Origin of the sequence: Flavobacterium sharifuzzamanii (assembly GCF_003254585.1) — a bacterium.
Taxonomy (GTDB): domain Bacteria; phylum Bacteroidota; class Bacteroidia; order Flavobacteriales; family Flavobacteriaceae; genus Flavobacterium; species Flavobacterium sharifuzzamanii.
In genome coordinates, this window is the sequence record NZ_QJGZ01000032.1 from 53,715 (window position 1) to 74,744 (window position 21,030).

The 21,030-nt window shown below is 33.1% G+C and carries 20 protein-coding genes; 16 read left to right on the top strand and 4 right to left on the bottom strand.

Going from position 1 to position 21,030, the window contains the following annotated elements; all coding sequences use genetic code 11:
* Positions 1-180: 180 nt before the first annotated feature.
* From atpB to DMA14_RS02830, 13 genes are all read left to right on the top strand, one after another.
* Positions 181-1,356: a F0F1 ATP synthase subunit A gene (gene atpB / locus DMA14_RS02770; protein ID WP_111422946.1), complete on the top strand. Its 1,176-nt coding sequence runs from the start codon at positions 181-183 to the stop codon at positions 1,354-1,356.
* Between the two features lie 40 nt (positions 1,357-1,396).
* A complete protein-coding gene (gene atpE / locus DMA14_RS02775) occupies positions 1,397-1,597 on the top strand; it encodes an ATP synthase F0 subunit C (RefSeq protein WP_111422948.1) in 201 nt (66 codons plus the stop codon).
* Between the two features lie 85 nt (positions 1,598-1,682).
* Positions 1,683-2,174 (top strand): F0F1 ATP synthase subunit B, encoded by a 492-nt coding sequence (locus tag DMA14_RS02780; RefSeq protein WP_089053556.1) that lies wholly within the window; start codon positions 1,683-1,685, stop codon positions 2,172-2,174.
* A gap of 4 nt (positions 2,175-2,178) precedes the next feature.
* On the top strand, positions 2,179-2,712 hold the full coding sequence (atpH, locus tag DMA14_RS02785) for an ATP synthase F1 subunit delta (protein WP_111422949.1): 534 nt from the start codon (positions 2,179-2,181) through the stop codon (positions 2,710-2,712).
* A gap of 39 nt (positions 2,713-2,751) precedes the next feature.
* On the top strand, positions 2,752-4,329 hold the full coding sequence (gene atpA / locus DMA14_RS02790; protein ID WP_111422951.1) for a F0F1 ATP synthase subunit alpha: 1,578 nt from the start codon (positions 2,752-2,754) through the stop codon (positions 4,327-4,329).
* An 88-nt stretch (positions 4,330-4,417) separates the two neighbouring features.
* The gene (gene atpG, locus DMA14_RS02795; protein ID WP_111422953.1) at positions 4,418-5,278 is read left to right on the top strand and encodes an ATP synthase F1 subunit gamma; all 861 of its coding nucleotides are present in this window, start codon (positions 4,418-4,420) and stop codon (positions 5,276-5,278) included.
* Between the two features lie 657 nt (positions 5,279-5,935).
* Positions 5,936-6,382, top strand: a complete 447-nt coding sequence (locus DMA14_RS02800; protein ID WP_111422955.1) for a GNAT family N-acetyltransferase — start codon at positions 5,936-5,938, stop codon at positions 6,380-6,382.
* 95 nt (positions 6,383-6,477) lie between these two features.
* Complete coding sequence (locus DMA14_RS02805; protein WP_111422957.1) at positions 6,478-7,938, top strand: lipopolysaccharide biosynthesis protein; 1,461 nt, start codon at positions 6,478-6,480, stop codon at positions 7,936-7,938.
* Positions 7,939-7,965: 27 nt separating this feature from the next.
* A complete protein-coding gene (dut, locus tag DMA14_RS02810; RefSeq protein ID WP_111422959.1) occupies positions 7,966-8,400 on the top strand; it encodes a dUTP diphosphatase in 435 nt (144 codons plus the stop codon).
* Positions 8,401-8,466: 66 nt separating this feature from the next.
* Positions 8,467-9,483: a sugar phosphate nucleotidyltransferase gene (locus DMA14_RS02815; protein WP_111422961.1), complete on the top strand. Its 1,017-nt coding sequence runs from the start codon at positions 8,467-8,469 to the stop codon at positions 9,481-9,483.
* Positions 9,484-9,531: 48 nt separating this feature from the next.
* Positions 9,532-10,884, top strand: coding sequence for a tetratricopeptide repeat protein (locus DMA14_RS02820; RefSeq protein ID WP_111422963.1), 1,353 nt, complete (start codon positions 9,532-9,534; stop codon positions 10,882-10,884).
* 7 nt (positions 10,885-10,891) lie between these two features.
* Entirely contained in the window at positions 10,892-11,671 is a 780-nt protein-coding gene (locus tag DMA14_RS02825; RefSeq protein WP_111422964.1) for a DUF4292 domain-containing protein, read from the top strand.
* A 24-nt stretch (positions 11,672-11,695) separates the two neighbouring features.
* Positions 11,696-12,964 carry a murein hydrolase activator EnvC family protein gene (locus DMA14_RS02830; protein ID WP_111422966.1) on the top strand — a complete coding sequence of 423 codons (1,269 nt, stop codon included), beginning with the start codon at positions 11,696-11,698 and terminating at the stop codon, positions 12,962-12,964.
* 43 nt (positions 12,965-13,007) lie between these two features.
* Here the strand turns inward: DMA14_RS02830 and DMA14_RS02835 are convergent, their stop codons facing one another.
* Positions 13,008-13,427: a CBS domain-containing protein gene (locus DMA14_RS02835; RefSeq protein WP_111422968.1), complete on the bottom strand. Its 420-nt coding sequence runs from the start codon at positions 13,425-13,427 to the stop codon at positions 13,008-13,010.
* 124 nt (positions 13,428-13,551) lie between these two features.
* Between DMA14_RS02835 and rbfA the strand changes: the two genes are divergently transcribed.
* The 3 genes from rbfA (at position 13,552) to DMA14_RS02850 (ending at position 16,745) form a co-directional block, all read left to right on the top strand.
* Positions 13,552-13,944, top strand: coding sequence for a 30S ribosome-binding factor RbfA (gene rbfA / locus DMA14_RS02840; RefSeq protein ID WP_111378779.1), 393 nt, complete (start codon positions 13,552-13,554; stop codon positions 13,942-13,944).
* A gap of 1 nt (position 13,945) precedes the next feature.
* A complete protein-coding gene (locus tag DMA14_RS02845) occupies positions 13,946-15,145 on the top strand; it encodes an ABC transporter permease (protein ID WP_111422969.1) in 1,200 nt (399 codons plus the stop codon).
* Positions 15,146-15,317: 172 nt separating this feature from the next.
* Positions 15,318-16,745 carry an MATE family efflux transporter gene (locus DMA14_RS02850; RefSeq protein WP_111422971.1) on the top strand — a complete coding sequence of 476 codons (1,428 nt, stop codon included), beginning with the start codon at positions 15,318-15,320 and terminating at the stop codon, positions 16,743-16,745.
* 197 nt (positions 16,746-16,942) lie between these two features.
* On the opposite strand, the gene dusB is transcribed toward DMA14_RS02850, so the two are convergent.
* From dusB to DMA14_RS02865, 3 genes are all read right to left on the bottom strand, one after another.
* Entirely contained in the window at positions 16,943-17,935 is a 993-nt protein-coding gene (gene dusB / locus DMA14_RS02855; protein WP_111423087.1) for a tRNA dihydrouridine synthase DusB, read from the bottom strand.
* Positions 17,936-18,077: 142 nt separating this feature from the next.
* Positions 18,078-19,364 (bottom strand): phenylacetate--CoA ligase family protein, encoded by a 1,287-nt coding sequence (locus DMA14_RS02860; RefSeq protein ID WP_111422972.1) that lies wholly within the window; start codon positions 19,362-19,364, stop codon positions 18,078-18,080.
* Positions 19,361-21,025, bottom strand: coding sequence for a C45 family autoproteolytic acyltransferase/hydolase (locus DMA14_RS02865; RefSeq protein WP_111422974.1), 1,665 nt, complete (start codon positions 21,023-21,025; stop codon positions 19,361-19,363). The genes DMA14_RS02860 and DMA14_RS02865 overlap by 4 nt, the downstream gene beginning before the upstream one ends.
* Between the last annotated feature and the right edge of the window lie 5 nt (positions 21,026-21,030).

Consider the following 21,030-nt stretch of genomic DNA (forward strand, 5'->3'; position numbering starts at 1 on the left):
TAGTTTTTGAAGTATATTTTGCAATTAGACTTATAAACAAAGGCTAATAGCTTCATTTTTAACAATATCGTAATTTAAAGTTGTATTAATAAAAATTCTGTAGATATATTTTCAGTTTTAAATTAAAAATGTACCTTTGCAAAAAATTTTTGAAACCTAAATTTAGATACAGTTTTAATAATGATAATTTCAAACAAACCAGTCCAGTACTTATTAGTTGGCTTATTAGCACTTACTTCGTCGATAAATTTCGCAGCAACATCTGTGGACAGTGTTTCGGTAGAACACAAAAATGTTGAAGCAATAGAGGAAAGCCATGCAGAAACAAGTGCTCATGGAGAAACTGTTGGTCATAAAATCGAAGAGGAGTTTAATGCTAGTGAATTAATCAATTCTCATATTGGAGATGCTCACGATTTTCATATTGCTGACTGGAATGGTCATCCAATATCTTTTAGTCTTCCAGTTATTTTGTGGACTAAAAATGGTTTAGAGATTTTTTCATCTGCAAAATTTCACCACGATAATTCAGGAGAACATGTAGTTGATATTAACGGTCAAAAATTTGTTCGTTATAAAGAAATAATTTTTTACGCTGACAAGTTCGAAGGATTGTCACAAGATGTTAAAGATAATGGAGCTTTTGCTTTCGATGCAAGACCTTTAGATTTCTCGATTACGAAAAATGTTTTCTCAATGTTAATGTCTGCAATAATTTTGTTTCTTATGTTTTTTGCAGTAGCAAGATCATACAAGAAAAATGACAAAGCACCAAAAGGATTGGCTGGATTTTTAGAGCCACTTGTAACTTTTGTAAGAGATGAAATTGCGATTCCTAATATAGGTACAAAAAAGTATGCTAAGTACATGCCATATCTTTTAACTATATTTTTCTTTATTTGGATTAATAACCTTATTGGATTGATTCCATTCTTCCCATTTAGTTCAAACTTAACAGGAAATATTTATTTTACGTTTGTAATGGCATTCATAACTTTTGTAGTTACTACTTTAAGTGGAAATAAATCTTATTGGGGTCATATTTTTAACACGCCAGGAGTTCCTGTGTGGTTGGCACCAATTATGATTCCTGTGGAACTTATTGGAATGCTTACTAAGCCATTTGCATTAATGATTCGTTTATTTGCAAATATTACTGCTGGGCACATTATTATTTTAAGTTTAGTTTCTTTAATATTTATATTTAAAACAGTTGCAATTGGACCTGTATCAGGAGCATTTGTATTATTTATGAGTGTTTTAGAGATGTTAGTTGCTGCTTTGCAAGCGTATGTATTTACATTGCTTTCAGCATTATTTATCGGTCAGGCTGTTGAAGAGCACGATCATCATTAATCAGAGTTTTTTTAATTATTAACTATATAAATTTATTATTATGATATTAGCTGGAATCGGAGCTGGATTAGCTGTAATTGGTGCAGGTATTGGTATTGGAAAAATTGGTGGTTCTGCAATGGACGCTATTGCTCGTCAGCCAGAAGCTGCTGGAAAAATCCAGACTGCTATGATTATTGCTGCTGCACTTATCGAAGGGGTTGCTCTTTTCGCAGTAGTTGTTGCGTTAATCGCAAAATAATTAAAACTTAAAACTTCCTGCAGCGGTTGGCTTCAGGAAGTTTTTTTAAAAAAAAACGACAAACAATTTTTAAACATATAATGTTATGCAATTAACTTCACCAGAAAGTTTAATTTTTTGGACAACAATTATCTTTATTGTTTTCTTTATTCTTTTAGCAAAATTTGCTTGGAAACCAATTTTAGGTGCTGTAAAAAGCCGTGAGGAATCTATCAATAATGCTTTAGCTTCAGCAGAAGCTGCTCGCAGAGAGATGGAAAATTTAACTGCAGATAATGAGCGTATTTTAAAAGAAGCTCGTGCAGAACGTGATGCTATGTTGAAAGAAGCTCGTGAAATGAGAGAGCAAATTATTGCTGATTCTAAAAACGATGCGCAAGAGCAAGGTCAAAAATTAATAGAGCAAGCTAAAGCAGCTATCGAAAGTGAAAAAAATGCAGCAATGGCAGAATTGAAATCTCAAGTTTCTTCTCTATCATTGAGTATTGCTGAAAAATTATTGAAAGAAGAATTATCTAACAAAGAATCTCAAACTAAATTGGTTGAGAAAATGTTAGGTGATGTAAAGTTAAACTAAGATTATGGCAAGTACAAGAGCAGCAATTCGTTATGCAAAAGCAATTCTAGACTTAGCAAACTCTAAAGGTGTTGCCGAAGCTGTAAATAACGATATGAAAACAATTGCATCAGCAATTGAAAATAATTCGGAATTGAGTGCATTTATTCAAAACCAAACTACAAGAGTTGAGGTTAAAGAAAGTGCTCTTTTAGAAGTTTTCGCAAACGTAAATGATGTAACTAAAGGTTTATTTCATTTATTATTTGAAAACAAAAGATTTGAAATTCTAGCGGCAATTGCAATAGAATACAATAAATTATTTGATGAAAGTAACGGAGTTGAAACTGCAAAAGTTACAACTGCTATTCCAATGGACGCTGCTTTGGAAGCTAAAGTTTTAGCAAAAGTTGCAACTTTATCGGATAAAAAAATTACGATTGAAAATATAGTAGATCCTTCAATTATTGGTGGATTTATTTTAAGAATAGGTGACAAGCAATACAATGCTTCTGTTGCAAACAGATTACAAGTATTAAAAAGAGAGTTAAGTAATTAGTTTTTATAACACAAAAAAGTGTCTAAATTATAAATTAAGATGGCGGAAATCAAACCTGCTGAAATTTCAGCAATATTAAGAAAGCAAGTAGAAGGTTTTGAATCTGGTGCTACGCTAGAGGAAGTAGGAACAGTACTTCAAGTTGGAGACGGTATTGCTCGTGTTTACGGGCTATCTAATGTACAATATGGTGAGTTAGTGGAATTCGAGAACGGTATGGAAGGTATCGTATTGAATCTTGAAGAGGATAATGTTGGAGTTGTATTATTAGGGCCATCAACTGGACTTAAAGAAGGATCTACTGCAAAAAGAACTCAACGTATTGCTTCTCTTAAAGTAGGTGAGCAAATGGTAGGACGTGTGGTTAACACTCTTGGTTTTCCAATTGATGGAAAAGGACCAATTGAAGGAACTTTATACGAAATGCCATTGGAAAGAAAAGCACCTGGTGTTATCTTCCGTCAACCAGTAACTGAGCCATTACAAACAGGAGTAAAAGCGGTTGATGCTATGATCCCAGTTGGTCGTGGACAGCGTGAGCTTGTTATTGGTGACCGTCAAACAGGTAAATCAACTGTTTGTATCGATACAATCTTAAATCAAAAAGAATTTTACGATGCAGGAAAACCTGTATTCTGTATATATGTTGCAATTGGACAAAAAGCTTCAACTGTAGCAGGAATCGCAAAAATGTTAGAAGAAAAAGGAGCAATGGCTTATACAGTTATCGTTGCTGCTAACGCTTCTGATCCAGCTCCAATGCAAGTTTATGCTCCATTCGCGGGTGCTGCTATTGGAGAGTACTTCAGAGATTCTGGTCGTCCAGCTCTTATCGTTTACGATGATTTATCTAAACAAGCTGTTGCTTACCGTGAGGTTTCTCTTTTATTAAGAAGACCACCGGGACGTGAGGCTTACCCTGGAGACGTTTTCTACTTACACTCTCGTTTATTAGAGCGTGCTTGTAAAGTAATCGCTGATGATGGTATTGCTAAAGGAATGAACGATTTACCAGATTCTATCAAATCTATCGTAAAAGGTGGTGGTTCATTAACTGCATTACCAATTATCGAAACTCAAGCTGGTGACGTTTCTGCATATATTCCAACAAACGTAATCTCTATTACAGATGGTCAGATTTTCCTTGATGGAGATTTGTTCAACTCTGGGGTTCGTCCTGCAATTAACGTAGGTATCTCTGTATCTCGTGTTGGAGGTAATGCTCAAATTAAATCAATGAAGAAAGTTTCTGGAACTTTAAAATTAGACCAAGCTCAATTCCGTGAATTAGAAGCTTTCGCTAAATTTGGTTCTGACTTAGATTCAGTTACTTTAAACGTAATTGAAAAAGGTAAAAGAAACGTTGAGATCTTGAAACAAGGTTTAAATGATCCTTATACAGTTGAAAACCAAGTAGCTATTATCTATGCTGGTTCTAAAAACTTATTAAGAAATGTTCCTGTTAATAAAGTAAAAGAATTCGAAGCTGATTTCTTAGCGTACTTAAACAGCAAACATAAAGATACACTTAACGCTTTGAAAGCTGGAAAATTAGATGACACTATTACTGACGTTATCGAGAAAGCAGCAAAAGAAGTTTCAGCAAAATATAACTAATAAGACAATTGGTAAATTAGATAATTAGAAAATGCAATCATTATTCTAATTATCTAATTTCAAAATTGTCACATTTTCTAATTAATAGATGGCAAATTTAAAGGAAATCCGTAATAGAATTACTTCCGTTTCATCGACGATGCAGATTACATCGGCTATGAAAATGGTTTCTGCTGCAAAGCTGAAGAAAGCACAAGATGCAATCACTGCAATGCGTCCTTATGCCGAGAAATTAACGGAGTTATTGCAAGATCTTTCTGCTACACTAGAAGGTGAAATAGGAGGAGATTACACTACACAACGTGAAGTAAAAAAAGTATTGTTAGTTGCTGTAACTTCAAACAGAGGTTTATGTGGAGCTTTCAATTCGAATATTATTAAAGAGATTAAAAATCGTACTGATTTTTATGCTGGAAAGCAAGTTGACGTTTTTGCCATTGGTAAAAAAGGTGGTGATGCTTTGATTAAAACGCATAAAATTCATGGTCATCATAATGCAATTTTTGATAATTTGACATTTGAAAATGTTGCTGGAATTGCAGATGATTTAACACAAAAGTTTTTAACTGGAGAATACGACAGAATTGAGTTAGTTTACAATCAGTTTAAAAACGCTGCAACTCAGATTGTTCAAGTAGAGCAGTTTTTACCGTTAGCACCTATTAATACTGATGCAGCAGCTGCTTCTGGAGATTATATTTTTGAACCAGGAAAAGAAGAAATTGTATTGGCTTTGATTCCGAAGTCTTTAAAAACACAATTATACAAAGGTATCCGCGATTCATTCGCTTCTGAGCATGGAGCACGTATGACTGCAATGCACAAAGCAACAGATAACGCAACAGCTTTAAGAAACCAATTGAAATTAACTTATAACAAAGCTCGTCAAGCTGCGATTACAAGTGAGATTTTGGAAATTGTTGGTGGAGCTGAAGCTTTAAACGGATAATCTATTCCATAATAGATAAAAGAAAAGCCAGCGTTAGCTGGCTTTTCTTTTATTGGAAGTTTTATTCTTTTTTAAAAATACTTTTATAAAATGGTGATTCTCAAATTATAGTTAAGTTGAGAATCACTACCATTTTATAAAAATAGACAGATAACTCTGTGTGCTTTGTCTTTCATGGGAACAAACTAGCTTTATTAATCCCAGTGCTCTGTTTTTTAAGGGTTACAATACAGCAGAATCAATCCCTTGTGCTTTGTCTTTTATGGGAACAAACAAGCTTTATCAGTCCCAGTGCTCTGTTTTTATTAGGGTTACAATACAGCTGAATCAATCCCTTATGCTTTGTCTTTTATGGGAACAAACAAGCTTTATTAGTCCCAGTGCTTCTTTTTTTAAAGGGTTGTATCTAGCTTTCTCATTCCCTTTGTAACAAATTTAGTTAAAGACTGTAAAAAAAATGTTACATAATTTTTAACTTAATTTTATATATTTCACATGTTCTGTTAAAAAAACGTGTTATAATTAGCTAAAGATAAGTATTTTAAGATTACTTTGTACAATAATTCTTCTTTTTTTGTTAAAATTTTTTTTCAAAGTTTAATTCCTCTCGGCTTATCTTATATTTTAAGTATTTTTGAATTTCTATTCTTTTAAACAATGGCCTTACAAATAAAAGAGCTTACTACCATTGATGATATGGTGACTCAAATAAGTACGATTCGATTTTTATATCCAAACATATCTCTTGAAAAATACAAAGCATTTCTTTCCGAAATGTTACCGCATAATTATATTCAGATTGCAGTTTTTGAAGATGATAATTGTCTTGGCTTAACAGGTTGCTGGTCGGCTACAAAACTTTGGACAGGAAAATATCTTGAGATAGATAATTTTGTTGTTAATCCAGAATACAGATCTAAAGGAATCGGTAAAATACTTACCGATTATGTAGATAAAAAAGCTCTCGAGTTAAATTGCAGCAGTATCGTTTTGGATGCATTTACAGGAAATTTTGGGGCTCATAGATTTTATTATAATCAGGGTTATGCGCCAAGAGGATTTCATTTTGTGAAAATTTTGGATGAAAAAAAATTGACGGTCTAAAAACAATCAGAAGTTTTCTTTATTGCACCAACAAAAACATTATTAAACAAAAGAAATGGTTATTTTTGTCTTACAAACATTATTAGAATTATATTTTGGGATTATATAAAAATCTATTCAAGCAAACGGCAATTTACGGACTGGCTACAGTTTTACCAAGAATGCTGAGTTTTTTATTAGTGAGATTATATACAGGAATTTTGCCTACAGCAGAGTATGGCGAAGTTTCGATCGTATTGTCTTGGATGGTTTTCTTTAATGTGGTTCTTTCGTACGGAATGGAAACTGCGTTTTTTAGATTTTACAGTGCAGAAGAGGATAAGAAAAATGTAATCGCAACATCTACCATTTCAATATTTTGGACCTCTATAATTTTTCTTTTCGCAGGCTTAATCTTTAGAAATACATTAGCAAACTTAGCGGAAGTAGATGTTCAGTATATTACCTATACAATTTGGATTTTAGTTTTAGACGCATTAGTCTTAATCCCATTTTCTAAACTTAGGGCAAATCAGAGACCAATGGTTTATGCGGCTATTAAGATTGGAAATGTTGTGATAAACTTATTGCTAAATATATTTTTCTTAATGTATCTTCCAAAGTTAGCAGAGGCAAATCCGAATTCTATTTGGGATAATTTATATGTTCAAAACTTCCAGATTGCTTATATTTTCATTGCAAACCTTTTGGCAAGTTTGGCGACGTTTATTGTGCTTTCTCCAAATTATCTTTCGCTTGGACGAAAATTTGATCCTGTTCTATGGAAAAAAATGATGAAATATGGGCTTCCAATTTTGGTTGCCGGTTTGGCTTTTGCTGTCAACGAACACTTCGATAAAATTCTATTAGGATATCTGCTTCCAGAAAACTTGGCAAAATCTGAAGTTGGTGCTTATTCCGCTTGTTACAAACTGGGATTATTCATGGTTCTTTTTGCAACCGCTTTTAGATTAGGAATCGAACCGTTCTTTTTTAGTCATGCCAAAAATGAAAACGCACCGCAGACTTATGCCGTTATTACCAAATATTTCGTGATTTTAGGATCATTGATTTTATTAGGTGTAATTGTTTTTGCTGATGTTTTAAAATACCTATTATTAGATAACAAATCCTATTGGGAAGCCATGAAAGTTGTCCCGCTAATTATTTTAGCAAATTTTTTCCTTGGTATTTATAATAATTTATCGGTTTGGTATAAGTTGACCGATAAAACAAAAATTGGAGCATACATATCTATTGTAGGTGCCATTGTTACTTTGATTTTAAATTATCTTTTAATTCCAAAATATAGCTATTATGGTTCTGCAATTGCAACCATATCAGCTTACGGAAGTATGATGCTTATTTCTTATGTTTTAGGAAATAAATATTATCCGATTCCTTATGACATGAACAAAATTGGTGCTTATTTAGGTGTTTCAATAGTATTTTCAATTATCTCATTTTACGGATTTAGGGAAAAATATTATGTTGGAATTCCGCTTCTTTTAATCTTTATGTATATGGTTTACCATTTTGAAAAAGATACTATTAAAGGAATAATGAAAAGGAAATAAGACGGTTTACAAAATTATATTCAAAAAATGAAAATTCAAATTATCAATAAATCACAGCACGATTTACCGAATTACGAAACGATTGCTTCTGCAGGAATGGATCTGCGTGCCAATATTATAGAACCTATTACGTTAAAACCTTTAGAAAGAACAATTGTAAAAACAGGACTTTTTATTGAATTACCAATTGGTTATGAAGCACAAGTAAGACCAAGAAGCGGTCTGGCAGCAAAAAAAGGAATAACCGTTTTAAATTCGCCAGGAACTGTTGATGCAGATTACAGAGGAGAAATCGGAGTAATTTTAGTAAATTTATCTAATGACGATTTTGTAATCGAAAATGGAGAGCGAATTGCACAGCTGATTATTGCAAAACACGAAAGAGCAGAGTGGATAGAAGTTGAAACACTTACTGAAACATCAAGAGGTGAAGGAGGCTTTGGAAGCACTGGAGTAAAATAGTAGAAAAAACAAAGACCAAACCCAATGAAGATTTTGATAGATCTTCCCATAAAATCAAATTAAAGAATGAAAATAATTGTGCCAATGGCAGGCCGCGGATCAAGATTGAGGCCTCATACATTGACGGTTCCAAAACCGTTAATTCCAGTTGCAGGAAAATCGATTGTACACCGTTTAGTTGAAGATATTGCCAAAATATTAAAAGAACCAATTGAAGAAGTTGCTTTTATTTTAGGAGATGAAGCGTTCTTTGGAGATGATGTTGTAGCAAGTTTAGAAGATTTGGCTAAAGGATTAGGAGCAAAAGCTTCAATCTATCGCCAAGATCAACCGTTAGGAACTGGGCACGCTATTATGTGCGCAAAAGAATCTCTTTCGGGACCAGCTGTAATTGCTTACGCAGATACTTTAATTAGAGCTGATTTTGAATTAGATCCAGAAGCAGATGCGGTAATTTGGGTAAAACAAGTAGATCAGCCAGAAGCTTTTGGTGTGGTAAAATTGAACCAGAATAATGAAATTATAGAATTGGTTGAAAAACCAAAAGAGTTTGTTAGTGACTTGGCTGTTATTGGAATTTATTATTTTAAAGAGGTTGGAATTTTAAAAAATGAACTTCAAAATGTTTTAGATAATAATATTCAGAATGGTGGAGAATACCAGATTAATGATGGTATCAAAGCGATGATGGCAAACGGAAAAGTTTTCAAAACAGGAAGCGTAGACGAGTGGATGGATTGCGGTAACAAAGATGTTACTGTTGAAACCAATACAAGAATGTTAGGGTTTCTTCACAATGACGGAGAGCATTTAGTAGATTATGGAGTGACGTTAGAAAATTCAACTATTATTCCTCCTTGTTATATTGGGCAAAATGTAGTCTTGAAAAATACGACAATAGGACCAAATGTTTCTCTTGGAAATGGATGTCATGTAACAGACAGTACAATCAAAAACAGTTTGATTCAGACCTATTCTCAAATTAAAAATGCTGCTTTAGATAATGCAATGATCGGAAACCATGTAAGTTATGATGGTAAATTTACAAGCATCAGCATTGGAGATTACGCTGTTTTAGAATAAAATAAAAAATAAGAAAGTTTCGTTTTGTTTAAAATGTAATTTTTAGAAATGATTAAAAAAGGAGTTTTTACAATATTGATTTTTGCTTTATTCAGCACATCATTTTCGGTTTTTGCTCAGACAGAACCCGAAGATATCGCTATGGCAACAGACGAATATCAAGACTCATTTTATGAATCATTAAAACAAAAAGGAATTGAAAATTATGATAAAGCTATTGTATCATTGGAGAAATGTATTAAACTTAAACCCAATGATGCAGTTGCTTATTTTGAGTTAGGGAAAAACTATTTTTTGCTAAAAGAATATCAAAATGCGCAGACTGCTTTTGAGAAAGCCACACAGCTTGATCCTAAAAACAAATGGTTTTGGCTCGGAATTTATGATGTAAGTTACGAGACAAAAAACTATCCTTTGGCAATTGACATTATTCAAAAAATAATTGTTTTTGACGAAGAATATAAAGACGATTTGATTTCGTTATATATGATTACCAATCAGTATGACAAAGCATTGATAGCGATTAACGAAATGAATGATAAGTTCGGAAAATCTTCGGATCGCGAAATTTATAAAGCTCAGATTTTATCTCAGGGAAAATATCAAAATGCTGAAATTGACAATTTAGTTCAGCAGATTAAAAAAGATCCGAAAGAAGAATCTAATTATTTGAATCTTATTTTGTTGTATTCAAAAAACAACGAAAATGAGAAATCGCTTGAAGTAGCAAAACAGCTGGCTAAAGAAATTCCAAATTCAGAATGGGGGCAAGTTAGTTTGTTCAAAACTTACTTAGATGCCAATCAGGCAGATAAAGCTATAAAATCGATGAATGTGATTTTGGCAAGTTCAAAAATCGATTCAAAAATCAAACATAGAACTTTGAATGAATTTTTGATTTATGTAAATAAAAATCCACAGTATTCTGCCGATCTAGAAAAAGCTATTTCTTACTTTGATAATGACAAAGATGTTGATGTTGCCAAAGAAATTGGAAAATTTTATCATAGTAAAGGACAATTTGAAAATGCGATTAAATATTACGAAAAAGATTTAAGCGCCAATTCAGATACAGATCTTGAAACCAATATGTTATTGTTGGAAGCCTATTCGCAGGCAAAACAATACGAGCCAATGACCAAAAGAGCCATGATGCTGATTGAAGTTTATCCGAGTCAGGCTCAGTTTTACTATTATGCTGGTTTAGGAAGTAATCAGCTGAAACAATATAAAAATGCAAAAACCGTCTTAGAAATGGGGCTTGATTATGTAGTGGATGACGTAAAATTAGAATCAAATTTTAATATTCAATTAGGAGAGGCGTACAATGGATTGGGTGATGCAAAGAAAAAAGAGGAATACTTTTTGAAGGCAAATGAAGTATTAAAAAAGAAAAAATAAAATTTAAATGAAAAAATATATATCAATACTAGCATTGTCTATTGCCGTAATTTCGTGCAAATCGAAAGCAGTAGCAGTGCAAGGAAATACAAGCCAAACAATTGTAGAGAAAGAAGACAAAAAAGTAATCGAAAAACATTACGACAACAAGTTGGATTTTTCGACTTTGTACATAAAAGCGAGCGCAAGATATGCTGATGAAAAACAAAGCCAGAATGTTACAGCTGAGATTAGAATCGAAAAAGACAAACAGATTTTAATAAGTGTTCGTTTCTTAGGAATTACAATGGCTAAAGCTTTAATAACACCTTCTGCTGTAAGTTATTATGAAAAAATGAACGGAACTTACTATGAAGGCGATTTTACAAGTTTAAGTAAATGGCTTGGAACAGATTTAGATTATTCTAAAGTTCAAAATTTATTAGTTGGAGAAGCTTTTGATGATTTAAGAAAAGGAAAATATACGCAGACAATAGTAGATAATCTATTTAGATTAGACGAAGAAAAGGATGCAAATTTAAAAAAGACCTTTTTCTTAGATGGAGAAAAATATTTAATTCAGAAAGAAGAGATTTCACAACCATCTGAAAATAGAACATTGCAAATTGCTTACTCAGACACTAAAAATTTTGATCAGGGAATATTACCGACAAGTATAGAAATAAATGCAGTGCAGCCAAAAGGCAAAACAAGTATTAATTTAAATTATAACAATATTTCATTTAATGAAGAACTTTCTTTTCCGTATAGTGTTCCAAGCGGTTATAAAAAAGTTACAATTAAGTAAATTTGCAAAAATAAAAACAGAAACATGCCAAAATTTCTTCTAAGTCTAGTTTTAGTTTGTGCCACTACATTTGTATGGGCACAGGATTCACAGCAAGAAAAACTGGAACAGCGTAAAGCTCAAATTCAGCAGGAAATCAGAGATAACGAAAAGATGCTTCAGTCTGTTCGAAAAAAAGAGAAATCTGCTGTAAATGAATATATAATTCAGGCTAACAAAATCAAGCTGAAAGAGAAATTAATTAATACGACAGCAAAGCAAGAAAAGCTGATTAGTAATGACATGTATATTAATCAGGTTCAGGTAAATAAGCTTAAAAAGGAACTAAAAGTTCTAAAGGAAGATTATGCAAAGATGATTTTAAAATCCTACAAAAGCCGTTCTGAACAGAGCCGTGCCATGTTCATTTTATCTTCTGAAAGTTTTTTACAAGCTTATAAAAGAGCGCAATATTTAAAGCAATATACGGCTTTTAGAAAAAATCAAGGTCTTGAAATCCAGTCAAAAACTGCTCAGTTAGTTGATTTTAATGCTAAATTGGATGGGCAAAGACAAGTAAAGAAAAAAATAATTGCCGAAAATCAAAAAGAGAAAGTTTCTCTCGAAGCAGAAAAAAAGGAACAGCAGAAACTTGTTAATTCGCTTAAAAAAGATAAGAATAAAATTATTGCAGATACAAAATCTAAACAGCAGGAATCGAGAAGAATTGATGCAAAAATCAAAGAATTGATTCGAGAACAAATTAGATTAGCAAATCAGAAAGCAGAAGAAGAGAGAAGAAAGAGAATAGCAGAAGGTAAAACTACAGAAAGTAATGATCCGCCTAAAACATATTCTTCAGACAAAATTGCATTAACACCTGAAGGCAAGATTTTGGCCGCAGACTTTAAGGCAAACCGCGGAAAATTGCCATGGCCAGTAGAAAAAGGATTTATTTCTCTTGGTTACGGAGACCAACCACACCCGCTACATCCATCTCTAACGGTTCATAATTCTGGAGTAGAAATAACAACAGAACAAGGAGCCACTGCCCGAGCTGTATTTGATGGCGTTGTATCAAAAGTAATTGCATTATCTCCTGTAAATAGAGCAGTTTTTATTCAGCATGGAGATTATTTTACAGTATATCAGAATCTGAGTCAGGTTTTTGTAGAACAGGGAGATAAAGTAAAACTTAAACAAAGTATTGGAAAAGTAAGAACGAGTGGAGATACTGGAAAGACAGTAATAAAGTTTTTGATTCTTCAAAATACATCTAACAACAATCCAGAAGGATGGTTGCAAGACAGATAAAATTTAAGGGAGCATTTAGCTCCCTTTTTTATTCAAGTATAATTTAATCGTATTGTTCTAATAAATATTTTATAACATCGGTAGTTGTTACAATTCCTTTAAGTTCACCATTGTCAACAACAGGAAGCGCATGGAAATCTTCTTTTACAAAAATTTCAGCCAAATCTCTTATTATAGTATCAGCCGAAACGGTCTTTGGCTTGGATGTCATTACCTGAGGAACAGTTAGCATTTCTAATATGGCTTCATCAGCATTATCCTGACCTTCAAATAAAGCTCCAAAAGTTAATCGGTTAATATCTGTTCGGCTAATTATTCCGATTACTTCTTTACCTTTTACAATTGGAATATGACGAATTGTATTTGTTTTTAGTTTTTCGACTACGGTTTTTAGATCATCTTTTTCGTTTGCAGTCACAACAGTTTTTGTCATAATGTGACTAATTGGTTCTCTTTTTTTCATGATAGATTAGTTTTATATTTATATCAAATGTGTAGAATAATTCACTCAAACGCTATGACCTTTATCAGCTTTTAAAACAATTAAAAGAACATGTAATACGACTAAATTTTAGTATTTTTGCAGTATGGAAACAAATAGACAGAAAAAAATAGGCGGTGTTCTTCAGAAAGATCTGGTTGACATTTTGCAAGGTGAAGTGAGAAAAAACGGAATTACAAACTTGGTAATTTCAGTATCCAAAGTAAGTGTAACTACAGACTTATCTGTAGCAACAGTATATTTAAGCATTTTTCCGCAAGAAAAAGCCAAAGAAACTTTAGAAGCAATAAAAACGAACACAACTTTAATCAAACATGATTTGGCACAGCGTGTGCGTTTGCAATTACGCCGTGTTCCGAATTTGGTATTCTTTATAGACGATTCTCTAGACTATATTGAGAAAATTGACAATGCACTTGCAGGAAAAGAAAACCCAATAGAAAACCGTGATCTTTTAGAAAAAAGAAGAAAGTCATAATTTGAATTTCCCTTTATACATAGCCAAACGTTATATTTTTAGCAGTAGTAAAAACAATGCTATTAATATCATCAATCGTATTGCCAGCATGGGAATCATTGTTGGAACGATGGCTTTGTTTGTGGTTTTATCTGTTTTTAGCGGATTAAAGGTTTTTAGTCTTTCGTTTACAAATGAAATTGATCCTGATTTAAAATTGACGAGTACCTATGGAAAGTCTTTTTTATTTACTCCAGATCAGGAAAATCAGATAAAGAAAATCAATGGTGTTGCTTCTTATACCAAAATTATTGAAGAACGTGTGCTGTTTTTGTTCAAAGACAAACAGCAAGTTACATATTTGAAAGGAGTTGACAGTCTATATCCCGTTGTCAACGATATTAAGAAGAAACTTTTTAATGGTCAGTGGCTGAAACCAGATAGTTATCAGGTTGTAATTGGTTATGGTTTAGCTCAAAATTTCTCCATGGGGATTTTAGATTTTGAAAATCCGCTTCAGATTTTTGCTCCCAAACCAGGAAAAGGTGGAATTGAAAATCCAGAAGAAGCTTTCAATAAAACTGATGTATTGCCTGTTGGAATTTATTCAATCAGCGAAGATTTAGATTCAAAATATGTATTTGCAGATTTAGGCTTAGTACAAGAATTGTTAATGTATAAGCACAATCAAATCTCCGGACTAGAATTTAAATTAAAAGAAAACGCAGATGAAGAAGCTGTAAAGAAACAGCTTAATTCTATTTTTAAAGATAAAATTACTTTAAGAAATAGAGCACAGCTGAATGAGTCTTTGTATAAAATGCTTAATACAGAGAATATTGCTGTTTATTTAATCTTCACTTTAGTTATCATTGTGGCACTTTTTAATTTAATTGGCGCATTGATTATGATGATTTTAGAAAAGAAAGGAAACCTTAAAACACTTTTCAATTTAGGCTCTGACATTGGCGATCTTCGAAAAATATTTTTGCTTCAAGGAACCTTATTAAGCGTTTTTGGCGGTTTAATTGGACTTGTTTTAGGCATTATCCTCGTGATATTGCAGCAGAAATTTGAACTTATAATGATTACGCCAACCTTGGCCTATCCAGTTGTTTTTACAGTTGAAAATGTTCTAATAGTAATGACGACAATTATTTCATTAGGGTTTGTTGCTTCATTAATTGCAAGCAGTCGCGTAAGTAAAAAATTGCTAGATTAATTTTTCTTTAGAAATATTACTTATATTTACTTCCTTGAAAATCTACAGCATATGATTGTTTCTGCCTAATCCTATTTTATTTTTTTAGAATAATTAGGATACTTACGTTTTTACTTTTTTAGTTCAGATCAAAAAGCATCTGGACCAATATTATTATTTATCCTAACACATCATGACAGAAACAACTATAAAGAAAAGTTTCTTTTCTAAAATTTTTACCACAATTAAGCAAGCCTTAAAAGGCGACGAATCTTTTGACTATACTTCTGGAAGTATAAAAAAAGCTGTAATTCTATTAGCCATTCCGATGGTTTTAGAAATGATGATGGAATCGGTTTTTGCTCTAGTCGATTTGTATTTCGTCGGACATTTAGAACACAGCAGTTTTGCCATTCAAACCGTTGGTTTAACCGAATCTGTGCTAACAGTAATTTATTCTCTTGCCATCGGAATGAGTATGGCTGCAACCGCTGTTGTTGCACGAAGAATCGGAGAAAAAGATCCTATTGCAGCCGCAAAAGCTGGAATGCAAGCCATTATAATTGCATTTGCAATTAATAGTATAATGAGCATTTTAGGAATTATATACGCAAAAGATATTTTGATTTTAATGGGTTCTTCTGTAGAATCTGCCGAACATGGTTTCCGATTTACTCAAATTATGATTGGCTCTAGTTTGTGCATTATGCTTTTGTTTTTAATAAACGGAATTTTCCGTGGAGCAGGAAATGCAGCTATTGCTATGAAAAGCCTTTGGATTGCTAATATTTGCAATATTATTTTATGTCCAATCTTAATTAATGGTTTAGGACCAGTTCCTGCTTTTGGATTAGTCGGCGCAGCGTTGGCAACGACAATTGGAAGAAGTATTGGAGTTTTATATCAAGTATATCATTTGTTTTTTGGAAACGGAATTTTAAAAATTAAAATACCCTATTTTGCTCCCGATTTTAAACAAATCAAAGCTTTAGTAAAAATCGCCGCACCTGGAATTCTTCAATTTGTAATTGCTTCCTGCAGTTGGATTTTCTTAGCGCAATTAGTTGCGACAACAGGAGGCGATCACGGTTCTGCAGGTTACCAAACGGCTTTAAGAATAATGATGTTTTTTATACTTCCGGCTTGGGGATTAAGTAATGCCGCTGCGACTTTAGTTGGACAAAACTTAGGTGCTAAACAAATTGAACGTGCCGAAAAATCGGTATATACGACAGCCCGATATAATGTGATTTTCATGGCTTCGATTATGGTTATTACGTTAGTTTTTGGACAATATATTATTTCGTTTTTCACGAATGATCAGCAGGTCAAAACCATTGCAATTGAAGCATTGCAGATTATGAGTATTGGATTTATTTTCTACGGAATCGGAATGGTTTTAATCAATACTTTCAATGGAGCTGGAGATACCTGGACACCAACCGGAATTAACTTTTTTGGTTTTTGGCTGTTTCAAATTCCATTAGCTTTTGTTCTTGCTAAACATTTTAATATGGGGCCAACTGGGGTTTTTATCGCAATTCCTGTTGCTGAAACAGCAATCACTTTAACAGGGATATTTTTCTATAAAAGAGGAAAGTGGAAAAGAGTTCAAGTTTAATAAACAAGAAAGACCTTCAAATTTTGAAGGTCTTTTTTTTGTTTCATCATTTTTGTCATTTCGACGAAGGAGAAATCTCCGCGAGAAGCTCGACAAAGATTGGATTTTTGTTATGGACTTAGTTGCGGAGATTTCTCCTTCGTCGAAATGACAATGATTGTGTTTAATTTTGTTTAGAACTAAAGTTTTTTAAAATTCTAAACAAACTCATATCCCGCATAAGCCTCTTCAATCTCTTTCATAATAGCAAATAAATCTTCAGGAGCATCTGTAGTAACTAATTTTTGTTTGAATTCTTTAAACGAATGAATTCCTTTGAAATAATTGGTATAATGACGTCTCATTTCTACAATTCCCAAACGCTCGCCTTTCCAATCCATTGACCATTGTAGATGGTTTCTAGCAGCTTCAACACGATCAATAACCGTTGGAGCAGGCAAGTGCTCACCCGTTTTGAAATAATGCTTGATTTCGTTAAAAATCCACGGATAACCAATTGCAGCACGACCAATCATGATACCATCAATTCCGTATTCATTTTTATATTTTAATGCTTTTTCTGGACTGTCGATATCGCCATTTCCGAAAATTGGCATTGTAATTCTTGGATTGTTTTTTACACGCGCAATGTGAGACCAGTCAGAATGACCTTTGTACATTTGAGCACGAGTTCTGGCGTGAATTGTCAAAGCTTGAACGCCAATATCCTGAAGTCTTTCTGCAACTTCATCAATATTTATTGAGCTATCATCCCAGCCTAAACGGGTTTTTACTGTAACAGGCAAATCGGTTCCTTTGATAACCGCTTTGGTTAAACGAACCATCAAATCAACATCTTTTAAAACTCCTGCACCTGCACCACGACAAACGACTTTTTTTACTGGGCATCCAAAATTGATATCCACTAAATCAGGTTTTACAGTAGAAACAATCTTAGATGACATTTCCATCGCTTCTTCATCACCACCAAAAATCTGAATTCCAACAGGGCGTTCGTAATCAAAAATATCCAACTTCATGCGGCTTTTTATAGCGTCACGAATTAATCCTTCCGACGAAATAAATTCAGAATACATTAAGTCAGCTCCGTGCGTTTTGCATAATCTGCGAAACGGCGGATCACTAACATCTTCCATCGGTGCTAATAATAAAGGAAATTCGGGTAATTCTATGTTGCCAATCTTGACCATCTTCGTAATTTTTTGCAAAATTACAACTTTTAGTTCAATTTGTACCAAATTGAGGTTCAAAGGTTCAAAGTGGCAAAGTTGCAAAGGTTTTATATTCAGATGTTAAACCTTTGTACCTCTGAGCCTTTGTAACTTTGTACCTTTAACGGTAATCAAAAAATCGAATTGGTTTTCGGCTCATTGGATTAAAAACCAACGGATTCAAAACTTCTTTTGAAGCAAATTCTATTTTTGGAGTCACTCTTAATTTGGCTCTAAAGTGATCTTTTATTTCTTGTAAAAATTCTGGAGTTTGATTTTTAACGGCAATTTTAATCAAGATTTCATCTGTTCCTAAATCGTTTGTAGAGATTTCAATCAAATGATTTTCTATATTATCAAAACTGCTCAAAACATCGTTCATCGCTGGCGGATAAAGAGTTGTTCCTTTATATTTAATCATTTGTTTTTTACGGCCAACAACTGGACCAACACGTAAAGTGTTTCTGCCACAAGCGCATGGCTCATCATGAAACTGAACCATATCTCCCGTTTTAAAACGCAGTAAAGGCATTGCTTCAATTCCTAAAGTAGTAAAAGTCAATTCGCCCGTTTCGCCATTTTTTACAGGCTGATTATTCTCGTCTAAAACTTCTACAATGATCAATTCTGGATGATGATGTCCGCCTTTTCCGTGTTCACATTCTGTAAAAGCAGTGCTCATTTCGGTAGATGCATAAGTCGAAAACAACTTAATATTCCACTTATCTGTAATTTTTTTCGATAAAATATTCATTGAAAAATCCTGTTCTCTCAAAGATTCTCCAATACAGATTGCGCCTTTTATGCTAGAATTATTATAATCGATTCCGTGCATTTCGGCATATTCAATTAGTTTCAAAAGGAAAGAAGGAACCGTAATCAAATAACTCGGATTGTATTTTAAAATAGAATCCCATTGCATTTCTGGAATTCCTGCACCAACTCGAATTACGCCCACTTTCAGTTTTCGAAGTCCTAGAAAATAAGCTAAACCTGCCATAAATTTTCTATCGATTGTGGTCATTAACTGTACAACATCTCCTTCTGCAATTCCGGCGCAGGCAAAGGAAATTGCTTCATTATAAGCCAAACGATCCAAGTCAGAATCGGTTAAACCAAAAGTAACAGGGTCGCCTAAAGTTCCTGATGTTGAAGCGTAATCAATGATTTTATGTTGCGGAACACACAAAAAATCATCGTTATATTGCTGTAAATCTTCTTTGGTTGTAACAGGCAAATGTTGTAAATCTTCCAGCGTTTTTACTTTCGAAATATCAATATTCTGTCCTGAAAAAAGTCTTTTATAAAAAGGAGAATTCTCACTGATATAAGCTAAAAGTTCGGCTAATTTTTTTTCTTGAAAAATTTTAATCTCTTCTAAAGAATCTTTTTCTATTGCTGGAATCATTGTAATTTTCTTTTGACTTTTTTTAAATATTTTTCAATCTCTTCTTTTTGAGGAACTGTAGTGATTTCGTGACTCAAAGCTTTTTCAAAATTAAGCTTAGCTTGAAGAAATTCCTTTTTTTGGTAAAAGTACAATCCTGTCTTATAATACACAACCCAATAATCAGAGTTTAATGCTTGATAATGCTCAATAAATTCTGGTGAAACAGTTTCTTTTTTCTTTATAATAGAATCTATTTTATGATCTTCAATTTTAAATTTTTTAAAATTCTGAAAAGCGGTCGTTTCCAAGAAAGGATCTTTGGCAATATTCAAACTTTCGTTCTGAAAAGATTTTGTTGCATTGTGGTTTCCACCAAAAATCGAATCTAAATCATAACAGACAAATTCGCCCAATTGAAACGGATTTGCCGAAACCCAGACCAATTTTTCTTTTGGTTTAAAGATAATTCCGTGATGAGCAAGAAGTTGATTCAACGCTTTTTCATTTCCAAATCCTAGAGAAATATTTTTCAGGCCTTCTTTATTTCGAAGAATTTCCGAAGCAATCTCAGGATTTACTTTTGGATTTTCAGATAAAAGCTCCTGCATTCTTTCATATCGATATTCAGAATGGCTGTTGGCAATTTGTTCGAGATTTCGTTTATCTTCTTTGAAAGCTTCTCCTTGAAAATGATTGGAACAAATTAATTGATCACTGTTAGGAACATCATAAACGTCCATTTTATTTGGTGAAACTTCAATCAGAATAGCTTTGTTATCATTTGCACTTCCAACCATAATCGATTCAGAAACAAATACTTTTCTTTTTTTTGCAATCGAAATCGCTTCATCTAAATTTTTCGCGTGCTGTAAAATTTCGCGGGTCAAGATCGAAATCGGAGTTTTCGCGCTAAGCGGAATTTTAGATTTCGAAGCATTTATTGTTACAGTCAATCCTTCGTAATTCATTCCAGAAACAGCGCCGATCATTCCTGGCCAAGTTACCATCATAAACGGATATCCCTCTTTTGGTTTTATAAAGGCAGCGATTTTATTTTCCGCGAAAGCGTCATTGACATAAAAATCAAAATTTCTCGCCAGAATTAAATTTCCGTCTTCTGATTTTTCATCCCAAGCCGCAAAAGAAGAACAGCCAACTAAAGCTAAATCCTGTAAAGCGTGTCCAATATCATGTGCGGCATGCAGATATAAACTGCGCTGGTATTGCGGTGCGATATTATCAAAGTCATTTGAAGAATATTGAGAAACGCCATAGATTTCAGTTTGATATTCGTCAGGAACATTCAGATACAATTTACGATTGTACCATTTTAAAAACTGACGAAGCAACTTCTGCTGAAATTTTGACGGAATGAAATCTGTTATTTTTGAAAAAAAGATACTTTGCTGTTTGTGCAAAAGTGAATCGGTCAAAGCTCCGGTTGAAAGTCCAATTTCGAGCGGATCGCCTTCGACATATAATTCCCAGAGACCTTGTTTGTTTTTTAAAAGCGAATTTTTTCCAGCAATAAAAATACTGTCAGATAATTTGGTGACAACAGGTTTTGTATCATTTAAACCAGTAAGATCAGGTCTGTGTTTTTTTGATTTTGAAGTACCGCAGGAAATCAGCAAACTAAAAAAACCGAGGAAGAAGATATATAAGATTCGGTTTTTCATAATGA

Bases quoted from the DNA above. Each gene is read 5' to 3' on its own strand.
- atpB (WP_111422946.1), top strand. From the start codon at position 181: ATGATAATTTCAAACAAACCAGTCCAGTACTTATTAGTTGGCTTATTA.
- atpE (WP_111422948.1), top strand. From the start codon at position 1,397: ATGATATTAGCTGGAATCGGAGCTGGATTAGCTGTAATTGGTGCAGGT.
- DMA14_RS02780 (WP_089053556.1), top strand. From the start codon at position 1,683: ATGCAATTAACTTCACCAGAAAGTTTAATTTTTTGGACAACAATTATC.
- atpH (WP_111422949.1), top strand. From the start codon at position 2,179: ATGGCAAGTACAAGAGCAGCAATTCGTTATGCAAAAGCAATTCTAGAC.
- atpA (WP_111422951.1), top strand. From the start codon at position 2,752: ATGGCGGAAATCAAACCTGCTGAAATTTCAGCAATATTAAGAAAGCAA.
- atpG (WP_111422953.1), top strand. From the start codon at position 4,418: ATGGCAAATTTAAAGGAAATCCGTAATAGAATTACTTCCGTTTCATCG.
- DMA14_RS02800 (WP_111422955.1), top strand. From the start codon at position 5,936: ATGGCCTTACAAATAAAAGAGCTTACTACCATTGATGATATGGTGACT.
- dut (WP_111422959.1), top strand. From the start codon at position 7,966: ATGAAAATTCAAATTATCAATAAATCACAGCACGATTTACCGAATTAC.
- DMA14_RS02815 (WP_111422961.1), top strand. From the start codon at position 8,467: ATGAAAATAATTGTGCCAATGGCAGGCCGCGGATCAAGATTGAGGCCT.
- DMA14_RS02820 (WP_111422963.1), top strand. From the start codon at position 9,532: ATGATTAAAAAAGGAGTTTTTACAATATTGATTTTTGCTTTATTCAGC.
- DMA14_RS02825 (WP_111422964.1), top strand. From the start codon at position 10,892: ATGAAAAAATATATATCAATACTAGCATTGTCTATTGCCGTAATTTCG.
- DMA14_RS02830 (WP_111422966.1), top strand. From the start codon at position 11,696: ATGCCAAAATTTCTTCTAAGTCTAGTTTTAGTTTGTGCCACTACATTT.
- DMA14_RS02835 (WP_111422968.1), bottom strand. From the start codon at position 13,427: ATGAAAAAAAGAGAACCAATTAGTCACATTATGACAAAAACTGTTGTG.
- rbfA (WP_111378779.1), top strand. From the start codon at position 13,552: ATGGAAACAAATAGACAGAAAAAAATAGGCGGTGTTCTTCAGAAAGAT.
- DMA14_RS02850 (WP_111422971.1), top strand. From the start codon at position 15,318: ATGACAGAAACAACTATAAAGAAAAGTTTCTTTTCTAAAATTTTTACC.
- dusB (WP_111423087.1), bottom strand. From the start codon at position 17,935: ATGGTCAAGATTGGCAACATAGAATTACCCGAATTTCCTTTATTATTA.
- DMA14_RS02860 (WP_111422972.1), bottom strand. From the start codon at position 19,364: ATGATTCCAGCAATAGAAAAAGATTCTTTAGAAGAGATTAAAATTTTT.
- DMA14_RS02865 (WP_111422974.1), bottom strand. From the start codon at position 21,025: ATGAAAAACCGAATCTTATATATCTTCTTCCTCGGTTTTTTTAGTTTG.